This window comes from Acidovorax sp. GW101-3H11, from assembly GCF_001633105.1.
GTDB lineage: Bacteria > Pseudomonadota > Gammaproteobacteria > Burkholderiales > Burkholderiaceae_C > Acidovorax.
The window spans coordinates 59,383-73,049 of record NZ_LUKZ01000023.1; the positions used below are offsets into that span (position 1 = coordinate 59,383).

At 66.7% G+C, this 13,667-nt stretch carries 12 protein-coding genes; 6 read left to right on the forward strand and 6 right to left on the reverse strand.

The window, feature by feature from the left end:
* Positions 1 to 634 precede the first annotated feature (634 nt).
* From A1D30_RS17730 to A1D30_RS17755, 6 genes are all read left to right on the forward strand, one after another.
* Positions 635 to 1,837, forward strand: coding sequence for a PepSY-associated TM helix domain-containing protein (locus A1D30_RS17730; RefSeq protein ID WP_063462046.1), 1,203 nt, complete (start codon positions 635 to 637; stop codon positions 1,835 to 1,837).
* The gene (locus A1D30_RS17735; protein WP_063462047.1) at positions 1,834 to 2,064 is read left to right on the forward strand and encodes a hypothetical protein; all 231 of its coding nucleotides are present in this window, start codon (positions 1,834 to 1,836) and stop codon (positions 2,062 to 2,064) included. The genes A1D30_RS17730 and A1D30_RS17735 overlap by 4 nt, the downstream gene beginning before the upstream one ends.
* 28 nt (positions 2,065 to 2,092) lie before the next feature.
* Positions 2,093 to 4,342 carry a TonB-dependent receptor gene (locus tag A1D30_RS17740; RefSeq protein WP_082836508.1) on the forward strand — a complete coding sequence of 750 codons (2,250 nt, stop codon included), beginning with the start codon at positions 2,093 to 2,095 and terminating at the stop codon, positions 4,340 to 4,342.
* A 174-nt stretch (positions 4,343 to 4,516) separates the two neighbouring features.
* Positions 4,517 to 5,257: a DUF4198 domain-containing protein gene (locus tag A1D30_RS17745; RefSeq protein WP_063462049.1), complete on the forward strand. Its 741-nt coding sequence runs from the start codon at positions 4,517 to 4,519 to the stop codon at positions 5,255 to 5,257.
* A gap of 183 nt (positions 5,258 to 5,440) precedes the next feature.
* Positions 5,441 to 7,573: a TonB-dependent siderophore receptor gene (locus A1D30_RS17750; protein ID WP_063462050.1), complete on the forward strand. Its 2,133-nt coding sequence runs from the start codon at positions 5,441 to 5,443 to the stop codon at positions 7,571 to 7,573.
* A gap of 131 nt (positions 7,574 to 7,704) precedes the next feature.
* A complete protein-coding gene (locus A1D30_RS17755; RefSeq protein WP_063462051.1) occupies positions 7,705 to 9,873 on the forward strand; it encodes a TonB-dependent siderophore receptor in 2,169 nt (722 codons plus the stop codon).
* A 166-nt stretch (positions 9,874 to 10,039) separates the two neighbouring features.
* On the opposite strand, the gene A1D30_RS17760 is transcribed toward A1D30_RS17755, so the two are convergent.
* The 6 genes from A1D30_RS17760 to A1D30_RS17785 all read right to left on the reverse strand — a co-directional run bounded on the left by A1D30_RS17760 (position 10,040) and on the right by A1D30_RS17785 (position 13,593).
* Complete coding sequence (locus tag A1D30_RS17760; protein WP_063462052.1) at positions 10,040 to 10,336, reverse strand: hypothetical protein; 297 nt, start codon at positions 10,334 to 10,336, stop codon at positions 10,040 to 10,042.
* An 80-nt stretch (positions 10,337 to 10,416) separates the two neighbouring features.
* Positions 10,417 to 10,791 (reverse strand): hypothetical protein, encoded by a 375-nt coding sequence (locus A1D30_RS17765; protein ID WP_063462053.1) that lies wholly within the window; start codon positions 10,789 to 10,791, stop codon positions 10,417 to 10,419.
* 133 nt (positions 10,792 to 10,924) lie between these two features.
* The gene (locus A1D30_RS17770; RefSeq protein WP_131798480.1) at positions 10,925 to 11,326 is read right to left on the reverse strand and encodes a hypothetical protein; all 402 of its coding nucleotides are present in this window, start codon (positions 11,324 to 11,326) and stop codon (positions 10,925 to 10,927) included.
* 142 nt (positions 11,327 to 11,468) lie between these two features.
* The gene (locus A1D30_RS17775; protein WP_131798481.1) at positions 11,469 to 12,254 is read right to left on the reverse strand and encodes a hypothetical protein; all 786 of its coding nucleotides are present in this window, start codon (positions 12,252 to 12,254) and stop codon (positions 11,469 to 11,471) included.
* Positions 12,255 to 12,346: 92 nt separating this feature from the next.
* Positions 12,347 to 13,036, reverse strand: a complete 690-nt coding sequence (locus A1D30_RS17780) for a GNAT family N-acetyltransferase (protein WP_082836509.1) — start codon at positions 13,034 to 13,036, stop codon at positions 12,347 to 12,349.
* Positions 13,036 to 13,593 (reverse strand): MarR family transcriptional regulator, encoded by a 558-nt coding sequence (locus A1D30_RS17785; protein WP_063462057.1) that lies wholly within the window; start codon positions 13,591 to 13,593, stop codon positions 13,036 to 13,038. The genes A1D30_RS17780 and A1D30_RS17785 overlap by 1 nt, the downstream gene beginning before the upstream one ends.
* Positions 13,594 to 13,667 lie beyond the last annotated feature (74 nt).

The following is a 13,667-nucleotide window of genomic DNA, read 5'->3' on the forward strand; positions in this document are numbered from 1 at the left end:
GGGAGTGGTGCGGGGGGAGTGGTGCGGGCGTTCTTGTGCAGGGCAATCAACATGGCTTCACTCCCTGGATAGATTGCAAGGACTCTATCAACTCCTTCAAAACAGCTCGGGCCATGAAGAGTGGATAGCGTTTAGAGTCTATGCAATCGTCCGGGATGCGACAGCTAACGACCATCAGCAACTCGGGAACCCAGCATCCAGCCCGATAGGACTATAGCCGTACAAACAGGCGCATCAGGCACTGGACGACCAGGCTTCCGACTGCCCTCTGGCCGAGCACGCTGAAGCAAAGTCGTCTCGCGAATGCGCAGCTCACCCAGCCCACAAAGCGATTCCCAGCAACACGGGAGCAGGCTTTTCCCCAACACCCTTACCCCGCACGCATTCACGAATAAAAACAATTCCCATTTGCAATGTAAAATTAGGTTTCCGCAAGCCACAGCCCTCCCCCGGAGCCTTTTTTGAACAGGCCTCCCGGCTGCAGCCAGCACCCACCGTCTTTCGATGTTTCCGGGTTGTCTGGCTTGATGAACCACTTTTTCGCCTTCTCTGTTGCAACAGCGTGCCCCGTGCCGTGGGCGGCGCTGGCGGTGGTGCGACTGCTCGACGGCCCTTGCCACCCCGCCCCCACGCCATGCTGAGCCCCACCGCCCTGCGCCGCTGGAGCTGGACCCACAAGTGGTCCAGCCTGGTGTGCACCGTCTTCATGCTGCTGCTGTGCATCACCGGCCTGCCGCTGATCTTTCACCACGAAATTGGCCACCTGCTGGGCACCGAGGTCGAGGCGCCCGCCATGCCTGCCAACACACCGCGCGCCAGCCTCGACCAGGTGCTGGCCGCCGCACACGCGCTGCACCCGGACCGTGTGGTGCAGTTCGCGTCGCACGCCGAGGACGACAACAACGTGTGGTTCGTCACGCTCACGCCCACACCGGCGCCCACGGACGATTTCAAGTCGGTGGCGGTGGATGCGCGCACGGCCCAGGTGCTGGCGCAGCCTCGGTTTGACGAGGGCTTCATGCATGTGATGTTCCGCCTGCATGTGGACCTGTTTGCGGGGCTGCCGGGCAAGCTGTTTCTGGGTTTCATGGGTTTGCTGCTGCTGGTGGCCATCGTCACCGGCGTGGTGCTGTATGCGCCGTTCATGCGCAAGCTGGCGTTTGGCGAGGTGCGGCGAGATCGGTCCACGCGGGTGAAGTGGCTCGACCTGCACAACCTGCTGGGCATCGTCACGCTGGTGTGGGCGTTTGTGGTGGGTGGCACGGGCATGATCAATACGTGGGCCGACCTGCTCATCAAATACTGGCAGTACGACCAGCTCTCGGTGTTGCTCAAGCCCTATGAAGGCCAGCCCACCGTGCCCGCCGCCGAGCGCGGCCCGCTGCAGCAGGCGCTGGAGGTGGCGCAGGCCCAGGCGCCGGGCACCAAGCTGTCGTTCATTGCGTTCCCGGGCACCGCGTTCTCCAGCCCGCACCACAACACGTTTTTCATGCGCGGCAACGAGCCGCTCACCTCCAAGCTGCTCAAGCCCGTGCTGGTGGATGCACGCACGGCGCAGGTCACCGCGTCGCCCGCGCTGCCGTGGTACCTGACGGCGCTGCTGGTGTCGCAGCCGCTGCACTTTGGCGACTACGGCGGCATGCCGATGAAGATCCTCTGGGCGCTGCTCGACATCGCCACCATCGTGGTGCTGGGCAGCGGGCTGTATCTGTGGCTGCGCAAGGGCGTGCAGGCAGCAAGCCCCGCAACACCAGCCGCTGGCAGCACCACCGGCGGCTTTGCGGGCGGCGCATTGCCCGCATCGGGCGCAGCGCGCACGACCGAGGGGGCCGCATGAAAAAGCACAGCCCTTTCTGGACCCTGTGGGGCGGGCCCATCGTGATGGGCGTGCTCACCACCACCGGGCTGCTCACGGCCCTGGTGTCTGACACCTGGGGCGACTGGTGGTCGTGGGTGGCGCTGGGTGTGCCGGTGGCGGTGATGGGCTGGTACAGCTGGCCCCGCACATCCGCTGCAACAACCGCAGCCGATGCTTCCGGCACGTCTTCCTCCGCACCGCGCTGAGTTCCTTGTTTCTTTGATCCCCTCCCCCATGCGTTCCGCACCATCCCCATACACCGCCCCGCTGATGCGCCCTTCGTTTTCAGCCACCCCTGTCGCACTGGCTGCGGCCGTGGTGGTGCTGGCCCTGGCCGCACCTGCGCTGTATGCGCAGCAGGCACCAGCCCCCACCACGGTGGGCGAGGCCAAGACCCTGTCCACCGTGACCGTGAACGCCAGTGCCGATGCATCGGCCCAGGGCCTGTCGCCCGCCTACCCCGGCGGCCAGGTGGCGCGCGGGGGCCGTGCGGGCGTGCTGGGCACGCGCGATGCGATGGAGACGCCGTTCTCCATCACCAGCTACACCAACGAGCTGATCCAGGACCGCCACGCGCGCAGCGTGGGCGATGTGCTGCAGAACGACCCTACGGTGCGCGTGGCACGCGGCTTTGGCAATTTTCAGGAGTCGTACTTCATTCGCGGCTTCCTGCTCGGGTCGGACGACACGGCCTACAACGGCCTGTACAGCCTGCTGCCGCGCCAGTACATCGCCACCGAGCTGTTCGAGCGCGTGGAAGTGCTGCGCGGCGCCTCGGCCTTCTTGAACGGTGCCAGCCCCAACGGCGGCGGCATTGGCGGCAGCATCAACCTGCTGCCCAAGCGCGCGCCCAACGAGCCTTTGAACCGCGTGACCTTTGGCGTGGCCAGCGGCGGCCAGACGCAGCTAGCGGCCGATGTGGCCCGCCGCTTCGGGCCCGATGGCAACACCGGCGTCCGCGTGAATGCTGCCACCCACAGCGGCGGCACCGGCGTGGACGATGAAGACGTGAAACTGGGCCTGGTGGCCGTGGGCCTGGACTGGCGCAGCCGCGACGTGCGCCTGTCGGGCGACATCGGCTGGCAAGACCACAAGCTGCGCAACACCCGCACCAACGTGACGCTGGCCGCCACCGCGACGCAGGTGCCCACCGCACCCGACAACGCCACCAACTTTGCGCAGCCCTGGACCTATTCCAACGAACGCGACACCTTTGGCACGCTGCGCGGCGAGTGGGACATCACGCCCCACATGACCGGCTGGGCGGCTGCGGGCGCGCGCCGGGGCACCGAGGCGAATTCGCTGGCCAACCTCACGGTGGCCAACAGCAGCACCGGCGCAGGCACCACCTACCGTTTTGACAACACCCGCAAGGACAGCGTGAACACCGGCGAGCTGGGCCTGCGTGGCACGCTCCAGACTGGCAGCGTGGGGCACGAATGGGTGGTGGTGGCGTCGCACTTCAGCGCCGACAAGAAGAACGCGTATGCCATGGACTTTGGCAACACGCAGGCCACCAACCTCTACCGCCCCGTGGTTTCGGCCCTGCCCGCGCTGAGCGCCAACACCCTCCGGGGCGGCAACCTGGCCGACCCGCGCATCACCGGCAGCACGCGCCTGACCAGCCTGGCGCTGGGCGACACGATGTCGCTGCTCGACAACCGCCTGCTGCTCACCGTGGGCCTGCGCCACCAGTCGCTGGAGATTGCCAACTACGCCTACGGCACGGCCGTGCAGACCGACCGCTACGACCAGAGCCGCACCAGCCCGCTGCTGGCCGCCGTCTACAAGCTGGACAAGAGCCTGTCGGTGTATGCCAACTATGTGGAAGGCCTGAGCCAGGGCCAGACCGCGCCCAGCACCGCCGCCAACCGGGGCGAGATGCTGGCGCCCTATGTCTCCAAACAAAAGGAAGTGGGCGTGAAGTTTGACGGCGGCCGCGTGGGCGGCAGCGTGGCGCTGTTCTCTACCACCAAGCCACGCGCCTACGTAGGCAGCGACAACCTTTTTGGCAGCAGCGGCAAGGACCGCCACCAGGGCATCGAGCTGGCCGTGCAGGGCGAGGCCACCAAGGGCCTGCGCCTGCTGGGCGGCCTGACCTGGCTGGATGCCAAGCAGCTCGCCACCGGTGCCGCCAGCACCGACGGCCGCCGCGTGATTGGCGTGCCCAAGCTGCAGGCCAATGTGGGTGCCGAATGGGATGTGCCCGGCGTGAGCGGCCTGGCCGTGGACGGGCGCCTGGTGCACACCGGCGCGGTCTATGCCAACGCCACCAACACGCTGCGCGTGCCCGGCTGGAACCGCCTGGACCTGGGCGTGCGTTACCTCACCGAGGTGCAGGGCCGCCTGGTCACGCTGCGCGCCCGGGTGGACAACGCGACCAACCGCAACTACTGGGCGTCGTCGGGCGGCTACCCCGGCGCGGGCTACCTGGTGGTGGGCGCGCCACGCACCTTCTCTTTGAGCGCCAGCGTCGATTTCTGACGCACCCCGGGCGGCGCCGTTCAGCCAGCCGCCCGGCCCCCAGCCACCCAGCGCCAGACCACCGGGCGCAGGCAGCCAACTTCTTTGGCACAGGGATTGCGCCTGGCCCCGCAGGGGCCGGGCACGCCCTGCGCACGCACATTTTTTTGTTGAAACCACCGAAAGGAAACTGCCATGCCATCGTCCCTGCGCCTCCAGGCCCCGCTGCTCGCCACCCTGATTGCCTGCGCGTCCCTCACCGCCATCACCAGCGCCCACGCCCACCAGGTGTGGCTGGAAAACGCGGGCGGCCAGGCCCGCCTGCACTTTGGCGAGTTCAACGAGAACCTGCGCGAGTCCTCGCCCGGCTCGCTCGACAAGTTCCTGGGTGCGCCCGCACTCGACCAGCGCAGCGCAGCAGGCACGCAGCGCCTGGAAGGCAAGCTGGGCAAGGACGCCTTCAGCTACACCACGCAGGCCGATGCACAGGCGCTGTTTGCCACGGCCAGCTACCCGCTGATCGACCGCAGCAAGCGCAACCAGCCCGCCATGCTGTGGGTGCCCGCTGCGCGCTGGGTGGCCAACGCGGGCCAGGCGGCCGAGGCCAACACCAAGGCCCTGGACCTGGTGCCCACCGGCAAGCCCGGTGAGTTCAAGGTGGTGTTCAACGGCGCGCCCCTGCCCAAGGTGCAGGTGGAGATGGTGGCGCCCTCGGGCTGGTCGCGCGGTGAGCAAAGCGGTGACGACGGCACGGTGACCTTTGCCCTGCCCTGGAAGGGCCAGTACGTGGCCGAGGTCAAGCACAGCGACAAGACTGCCGGTGAAGCCCAGGGCAAGCCTTATGGCGAAGCCAGCTACGTGACCACGCTGAGCTTTGTGCAAAAGGACGGCATGGCATCGCCCGCGCTGCCCGAGCCCCCCGCCAAGGGCCACTGATCGCGGGGCCGCAGCGCTGCTGCGGCGCCACCCCCCCCGCCCCTGGGTGCACACCACCCCGCCCCTCACCCGTGCAGCGCCGCCGCGCCACGGGTTTTTTGCGGCTGTGCCATTCGGTTTTATGAACAAAAAGGCCCTTTGCGCGCACTGCATAACGGCTTTAAGCTACCAAATTAATAGCATATGATCCACCACCACCTTCTGCGCACCGCCATCGCCCAGGCCGTGCTGCTGGCCCTGCACGGGGCCGCCCAGGCCCAGACGGGCACCGCCGACAACACCGCTCCAGCCCCCACTGCCAATGCGCCTTCGTTGCGCCAGGTGGATGTGGTGGACTCCACCGCAGGCGCAGCCGCCACACCCGCACGCCGCGCGCAAAGCAGCTCGCGCCTGGGCCTGTCGGTGCTGGAGACGCCGCGCTCGGTCAGCGTGATCGACGGCGCGCTGCTGGAGCAGCAGATGGCCACCACCGAACGCGACGTGCTGCGCAACGCCTCGGGCGTGTCGGCGCGCACCGAGTACTACGGCTCGTATTCGCAGTTCGCCATCCGGGGGCTGTGGGCCAACAACATCAACAACTACCTGCGCGACGGCGCCAAGTTTTCGCACCTGCTGGACCCACCGCTGTTCAACATCGACCGCGTGGAAGTCATCAAGGGCCCTGCTGCGCTGGAGTTTGGCCAGGTCGCGCCCGGCGGCCTGATCAACTACGTGAGCAAGCGGCCCCAGGCTGAGGCCCTGCGCACGGTGAAGATCGGCGCAGGCAGCCATGGCTGGCGCAGTGCCGAATTTGACCTGACCGGCCCCCTCAATGCCGATGGCACGCTGCGCTACCGCCTGGACGGCGGCGCCAGCCGGGGCGGCAGTTTTGTGGATGGCAACACACCGCGCAAGCAGGGCGTGGCGGGCAGCCTGGAGTGGCAGATCACACCGGACACCGTCTGGCGCGCGCAGGCCGAAACCCAGAGCAGCGAGGGCGTATCGACCGTGGGCCTGGCCGTGCCCGACCCCAAGAACCCACGCAGCGCCGATGTGCTGCCCGTGGGTGCGTTCTATGGCGAGCGCTGGCTCAACACCGAGGGGAGCCTGCGCTTTTACTCCACCGAGCTGCAGCACCGCTTCGCCAACGGCATCGAAGGCCGCGTTCACCTCTCGCGCAACGAAACCCACCGCAACGTGAACCTGCCCTCGCCCATGGGCCCCGTCACCAATGGCAAGGTGGCGCGCGGCTACTGGCTGGCGCCGGGGCAGGAATACACCGCCGACACCGCGCTGGCCGAACTGCGCGCCAAGGTGCAGACCGGAGCCGTGCAGCACCAGCTGCTGGCGGGCCTGGACTGGCGCGCCAATGCAGGCGTCTACGGCGCAGTCACCCGGGGCAACCTGGGCACCATCGACCTCTACAACCCCATCGCGGGCCTGGTGCCGCCCGTGGCTTCCACGGGTGTAACCCGGCTGTCCACGGATGCACGCAACACCGGCCTGTTTGTGCAGGACCGCCTGACGCTGGGCGACTTCGGCCTGCTGCTGGGCCTGCGCCACGACCGTTTCAAGGACGCCTACACCGCCCCCGTCACCGACCTGAGCAAGACCCAGCCCAGCGCCGCACTGACCTGGCAGCCGCGCCCGGGCAGCATGGTCTACGCCAGCCACGCGCGCTCGTTCCAGGCCAACTCGGGCACGCTGGTGTGGGGCGCGCAGTCGGCCCCGCCTTCGGAGGGCAAGCAGCTGGAAGTGGGCTGGAAGCAGGAATGGCTGGACCAGCGCCTGATGACCACCGTGTCGGCCTTTGACCTGGAGTTCACCAACGCCCCCGCCAACGACCCCGCACATCCGGGCTACTCGGTGCTCACGGCACGCCAGCGCATCAAGGGCATCGAGCTGGAGCTGCAAGGCCGCATCACCCCCAGCTGGACAGTGACGGCCAATGCGAGCTTCCACGACCCCAAGGTGCTGTCCGACACCACGGCCGGTGCCAACGTGGGCAACCGCGTGGGGTTGGCCACACGCCGCACCGCATCGCTGTGGACGCAGTACCGCCTGCCCCAGCTGCCCGGCCTGTGGGTGGGTGGCGGCCTGGTGCACCAGGGCGACAAGTTCACCGCCAACGACAACCTGTGGCGCCTGCCCGGCTACACCGTGGTGGACCTGGCCGTGGGCTACCAGTTTGCGGGTGGCGTGCGGGTACAGGCCAATCTGAAGAACGTGGGCAATCGCCGCTACTACCTGGACGGATCGTCCACCGCCGCAGGCTTTGCCGCTGTGGTGCCGGGCACGCCCCGCAGCCTGCAGGTGTCGCTGGACTACACGTTCTGAAGACGGGCGCCCAGGCGGCGCCTGTCCCCTCGCCAGCCCACGGCCCCAAAGCCATACACGCCAGGCGCGCCACGCGCCGTGCCTGGCCTTCGGGCCCGTACCCTTTTTTCAACCATCGGAGAAACAGCACCATGCAATCTGGCATCACCGTTTGCCGCACTGCCATCGCACATGCGGCCCTGCTCGCCCTGTGTGGCGCGGCCCATGCGCAGCAGGCTGCGCCCACCGCCCCCACCGCAGAAAAAGCCCTCGCCCCCGTCACCGTGAGCGCGGGCGCCGAGCAGGAGAACCCCACCGCACCCGTCACCGGCTTTGTGGCCAAGCGCGCCCTCAGCGCCACCAAGACCGACACCCCGCTCATCGAAACCCCACAGGCCATCAGCGTGATCACCCGCGACCAGATGGAGGCCCAGGGCGTGCAGACGCTGCGCCAGGTGACGGCGTACACGGCCGGGGCGGTGTCGAACTACTTTGACAGCCGGGGCGACACCTTCAAGGCGCGCGGCGGCGATGTGACGCAGTATCTGGATGGCATGGTGCGCTTCATCGGCTACTGGAACGACACCCGGCCCGACCCGTACACGCTGGAACGCGTCGAGTTTCTGCGCGGCCCCTCGTCGGTGCTGTATGGCCAGGGCAGCGTGGGCGGTGTGCTCAACCTCACCAGCAAGCGCCCGCAGGCCGAAACGCAGCGCGAAGTGCAGGTGCAGCTGGGCAGCAACGCACGCAAGCAGATCGCCGCCGACATGACCGGCAAGCTCACGCAGGACGGCGAATGGCTCTACCGCCTGGTGGCCGTGGGCCGTGACAGCGACACGCAGGTGGACCATGTGCGCGACGACCGCGTGGTGATCGCCCCCACCGTGACCTGGAAGCCAAGCGCCGCCACCTCGCTCACGCTGCAGGTCACGCACCAGAAGGACAAGAGCGGATCGCTCATCGGCTTCTTCCCCTGGCAGGGCACGCAGTTGCCCAACCGCTATGGACAGATCCCCACCAACACCTTCATCAGCGAACCCGGCTGGGACCGCTACAACTCCGAAAGCACCTCCTGGGGCTACCTGTTCAGCCACCAGATCGACAGCGCCTGGACCGTGCGCCAGAACCTGCGCCGCAGCGTGAGCGACGTGGACTACCGCACGCTGTACACCAGCTTCGCCGCCAACACGGCACTGGGCCGCCCTGCGCGCCCCGTGTTCAACGCCGACAACCGCACCGTGCTGCGCGACGCCTCGTGGACGCTGGGCAACGCACGCATGCTGCTGGTCGATACGCAGGTCGAAGGCAAGCTGCGCTGGGGCGAAACCGAGCACACCGTGCTGGGCGGCCTCGATGTGCAGCGCAACCACTGGGGCCAGCAAAGCTGGCGCGCCGTGGCGCCCGCCATCGATGTCTACAACCCCGTGTACGGCAACTTCACGGCGCCATCGGCATCGGCCCTGGCACGCGTGCCCAGCGTAGAGCAGCGCCAGCTGGGCTTCTACGCCCAGGACCAGATCAAGTGGGGCCGTATCACTGCCACCCTGGGCCTGCGCCACGACAACGCCAAGAGCGACACCGAGGGCCGCCCTGCAGCAGCCGTCAACGACAAGGCCTGGAGCAAACGCGCTGGCGTCACCTACCAGATGGACGGCGGCTGGGCACCGTACGCGGGCTACAGCGAATCCTTCCAGCCGCTGGGCGGCGCCAACTTCTACGGCGTGCCCTTCAAGCCCCAGCGCGGCGAGCAATGGGAGGCGGGCGTGAAGTGGCAGCCGCCCGGCCAGGGCATCAGCGCCTTCGCCGCTGTCTACCAGCTGCGCGAGAAGAACCGCAAGACCACCGACCCGACCAACCCGCTCAACAGCCTGCAGATCGGTGAAGTCAAGGTCAAGGGCTTCGAGACCGAGGTGCAGGCCAGCCTGGCGCGCCAGTGGGACTTCACCGTGGGCTATGCCTTCACCGACGCCAAGATCAGCCGCAGCAACACCGGCGACCAGGGCCTGCCCGTGGCCAGCACCCCCCGTCACACCGCATCCGCCTGGCTGAGCCACCGCTTCGCCAGCGAAGGCCGTGGCGGCTGGACCGTGGGCGCGGGCGTGCGCTATACCGGCTCGCAATGGAGCGGCACCAGCGCCATCAGCACCCCGGCCGCCACCCTGGCCGATGCCATGGTGGCCTACGACGCAGGCGACTGGCGCGTGGCCTTCAACGTGGTCAACCTGGCGGACAAGGTGCACATCACCCAGTGCCTGGCGCGGGGCGATTGTTTCTATGGGCAGGCGCGGACGTACACGTTGACTTCGACGTACCGGTTCTGAGGCCGCTGGAAGAGGCTGGCTTGAAGAGATTCAAGCCAGAATGGGCTTCTCCGCGCTATGGATAAGCCTTGGCAGCTATAAAAATAATAGTAAACAAAAAGCCCCGGCTCACGGAAGAGCCGGGGCTTTTTTTGTGGGCTGCGGGCAAAAAGCACTTCGTTGGCCCTTAAGGCGGCGGCACATCCCTGGCCGACCGCTGACCTTGTCGATAGAAAAAGAAACTCACCAGCCCTCCCACAACCATCTGCAACCAGCCCCAAAAGATGGCTGCATCACCAACAAACAGCAGGCAGTGCAATACGAGAGCCGTCCCTGCCAGGACCAACAGGACCCGAGGCAAGCGCTTGTCGGCATAACGCCCCGACGCAGCGGCACACATAGCGCAGAGCAACCCCAACAGCGACGCCAACGGGGTCCAACGTTCGGTCAGTAGTTCGGACAAAAACTGGGGCAGGTCGGTCATGGGGTTCGGAAAAAAAAGGCAGATGCAGATGCTAGGAGGATGATTCGATCAACGGACCACAACCCGTTGCGATCGTTCTCTCACTTGCGAAACCAATAGCCGTTCTTTTCGCCCAGCCACAGAACAACAATGAATGGAATCCCGGACAAGGGGCGAAGGAAGTATGTTTGCCCACCAGCCACAAGGTGAACGACAGCCTGCAGAAGGAAGAAACCCGTCAGCACGGCTGCGCACGCCGTCAAAGCCGAAAACTCCCAGCGCAAATAGTGCTTGCGCCGATGTGCTCGCCACAACACGGCCACACCGAGAATTGCAAACGCAACGCACAACCAACCAGAAGGCCAAACAGGGAACAGCGGCCTGCTCTCGAACAGCAAGGATCCAACAAACGCAATGAACGAGCTCGCCAACAAGGCCGTTCTATAAATTCGATCAAACGCTTTTCTTGTAGTCATTCAGGAACGCCGTGAAAAATCGCTCTGCAAAAAACTGCAGCTTGCAATGGTTTGGCAGCTCTGCAGTGGGGTGCCACTTGGCCGAACCAGAAAGCCTGGGGCGGCCGGGCGCGCGCTTGGAGGCTGGTTCCCCTTACCATGCCGCCCGCCGAAACCCGTCACCGCGCCGCCCCAGAACCACCAACGGCGCCAGCATGCCCACAGCGAACACCAGGGCCAGAACGATGTGCACCGGGAGCGGGGTGAGTGAACCCACAAGACTGTCCAGAAGCAATGGCGCACGCAGCTCGCCAGCAGAGAGGAAGTAGCGCATGGTCCAGTGCAGGCACTCGACCATCCACACCACGCTGGCCAGACTGAGCCCCCACATCACGCCCCGCCACAGGCCCATGGCAGCAACAACGCAGGCGGCCGCTTTGGCATAGCCGCCCCAGGCGGTCTCGCCAGCAAGGTCGGCGGTGTAGCCATGCCACACGGCATGGGCCGCCAGTCCGCAGATCAGAAAAATTCTGGTGGCACGTGCTATCGAAGGCATCGGGTACAGCTGGTGTGTGGACAGGCGGACACGCTACGGCAGCGTCGGGGCGTCTGAATGGACGTGCGCCAGGCGCATGGGACTTTCACCGATGGGCATTGTCTGCCACATCCGGCGGGCGCCGAGCAGATATGCAACTGCATCAATGCCCCCCAAACCGCCCCACCTGCCGCAGCCCGCCGGTCAGGCGCCACAGGCTGATGCACCAGCCATCACACCCTTCCTCCACCACCAGCCCGGGCAGGTCGTTGCCATCGATATCGACATGGCTCTCGGGGGTGCCAGGCACCTCACCCATGTAGGCATAAGTGCCTAGGCTGCTGCGCACAAACACATGGTGCCTTTGCGCCTGGTAGAACGCGTCCGCGTCGCGCACCACCTTACCGGGCACCACCACCGTGGTGCGCGCGCCGGGGGCGCCGTGGGGCTGCTGGATCGATTTGGCGTCGTCCCACTTCAGCTGGCGCAACAGAGCGCCAAAGCGGCGCGTGTCGGACTGGATGTAAGTCTGCAGTTCGGTGCGGTGGTCAGGGTCGATCTTGCGCACATCCCATCGGGGCGTGGCGGGTGATGCCGTCGAAAACAGCGCGTACTGCCTGCGCTCACTCTGGCGGGCGGGGCCCTGCACGGTCACTCCGGTCACGTCCCAGTCGTCGGCACCGGACGGGGTCTTGAACACCTCGGCCTTGCACTGGTACTTCACACCGCCTTGCAATGCAAACACCGCCTTGTCCGCATTGCAGTGCTGCACCAGCCGCTGCAGCTGGGCCTTGTCATCAAAACTTGCCATCACCCGCTCGGCATCGGGCGGCAGCAAAGCAAAGAAAAGTCCACCACGGGTACTGCGGCTTTCTTTCTCCATGCCCGCGATGGCGGGCAAGGCGCAGGAAAAAGCCAACCATGGGGCAAGCAGTCGCGTCAACAGCATGGGCCGATACCTCCGTCAAGGAAGGAATGGTAACGGCCACCTGCACAGGAACAGGCGCTGCCGCACCATGGTGCAACTTGTCTGAAATGTCCTCACCGCCCCAGCACCGCCACATGCACCCCGGTGCGGATGCGGAACCCCAGGCTGTCATACAAGGCAATCGCCGCTGTGTTTGTCGTCCACGCGTGCAGAAACGCCTGGTCGCCCCGCTGCTGGATGGCATTGGCCACCACCGATGACAGCCTGCGTGCAAAGCCGTGGCCGCGAAAGTCGGGGTGGGTGCAGACGCCGCTCACCTCGGTGCCGCCCGCAAAGCGCATGCGCTCGCCCGCCATGGCGGCCAGGCGGCCGCCCACGCGGATGCCGATGAAGCGGCCCATGGCGTGGGTGCGGGGCAGGAACGGGCCGGGCTCGGTGAGCTGGGCCAGGGCCAGCATCTCGGGGGCATCGGCGTCGCCCAGCTCCACGATGTCTTCCTTGCCGGGCTCGGACGCTATCGCCTGCGTGGCCAGCATCTGCACGCCCTCGGCGCGGCGCAGGGCCTGCAGGCCGGGGGGCACGGGGGCGGGCTGGGCTTGCAGCACAAACACGGTCTCGCCCTCGGCCACCAGCGGGGCCAGGGCCGCCAGGCTGGCGTCGTCGCCGTCGTCCCGGGCGGATGCAAACAGGTTGACATCGCGCCGGTAGCGCCGGGCCTGGTCGCCGCCTTCGGCCAGGAGGGGCGCATAGGCCAGCGAGGCCCAGACGGGTCGGTCGAAGGGGTTGGGTGTGTTGGCGCTCATCATGGGATCTCCTGGGTCTTTTTTGCGGGCTTGCCGGGGGCGGGGATTTTGCGCTTGCGTGGGGATGGCTCACTCGCAATGGCGGCCGCAGAACGCTGCAGCGACGAGGTGCGCTGCAGGCCCACCTCCAGCGCCGCGAGTTGCTGCAGCAAGGGGCCTTCGAGCGATGCACACACCTGGGCCACCGAGGCTTCGATCACGGGCCAGACCTCGCGCTGGGCGCGCTGGACCAGGGCCTGCCCCTCTGGGCTGAGCGCCACGCGGCGCACGCGCCGGTCGCCCTCCACCGCTTCGGACACCACCAGGCCGCTGTCCTCCAGACCTTTGAGCGAGCGGGTGACCACCGGCTGGCTCACGCCCACGGCCTGGCTTAGCTCGCCCACCCCCAGCGGGCCGTGCCAGTCCAGCGCCGCCAGCAGCGGGAAGTGCGCCGCAGGCATGCCAATGCCGTGCTCGGTCAGTAGCGCCTGGGTTTGCGCCTGCAGCGCCTCGCCAATGCGCTTGAAGCGGGTGCCGAGGGTGAGAAAGCCGAGTTCCTTGACGATGTCTTCGATCATGTTGAATCACCTAGATATATATCATGATATGTTTTTAAAGGACAGCGTCAACCCATTGCTTCGCACAAGCCTGC

What these genes read in the sequence shown, in the direction of transcription:
- A1D30_RS17775 (WP_131798481.1), bottom strand. Translation starts at nt 12,254, where the DNA reads ATGCTGTTGACGCGACTGCTTGCCCCATGGTTGGCTTTTTCCTGCGCC.
- A1D30_RS17755 (WP_063462051.1), top strand. Translation starts at nt 7,705, where the DNA reads ATGCAATCTGGCATCACCGTTTGCCGCACTGCCATCGCACATGCGGCC.
- A1D30_RS17765 (WP_063462053.1), bottom strand. Translation starts at nt 10,791, where the DNA reads ATGACTACAAGAAAAGCGTTTGATCGAATTTATAGAACGGCCTTGTTG.
- A1D30_RS17780 (WP_082836509.1), bottom strand. Translation starts at nt 13,036, where the DNA reads ATGAGCGCCAACACACCCAACCCCTTCGACCGACCCGTCTGGGCCTCG.
- A1D30_RS17750 (WP_063462050.1), top strand. Translation starts at nt 5,441, where the DNA reads ATGATCCACCACCACCTTCTGCGCACCGCCATCGCCCAGGCCGTGCTG.
- A1D30_RS17770 (WP_131798480.1), bottom strand. Translation starts at nt 11,326, where the DNA reads ATGCCTTCGATAGCACGTGCCACCAGAATTTTTCTGATCTGCGGACTG.
- A1D30_RS17730 (WP_063462046.1), top strand. Translation starts at nt 635, where the DNA reads ATGCTGAGCCCCACCGCCCTGCGCCGCTGGAGCTGGACCCACAAGTGG.
- A1D30_RS17735 (WP_063462047.1), top strand. Translation starts at nt 1,834, where the DNA reads ATGAAAAAGCACAGCCCTTTCTGGACCCTGTGGGGCGGGCCCATCGTG.
- A1D30_RS17745 (WP_063462049.1), top strand. Translation starts at nt 4,517, where the DNA reads ATGCCATCGTCCCTGCGCCTCCAGGCCCCGCTGCTCGCCACCCTGATT.
- A1D30_RS17785 (WP_063462057.1), bottom strand. Translation starts at nt 13,593, where the DNA reads ATGATCGAAGACATCGTCAAGGAACTCGGCTTTCTCACCCTCGGCACC.
- A1D30_RS17740 (WP_082836508.1), top strand. Translation starts at nt 2,093, where the DNA reads ATGCGTTCCGCACCATCCCCATACACCGCCCCGCTGATGCGCCCTTCG.
- A1D30_RS17760 (WP_063462052.1), bottom strand. Translation starts at nt 10,336, where the DNA reads ATGACCGACCTGCCCCAGTTTTTGTCCGAACTACTGACCGAACGTTGG.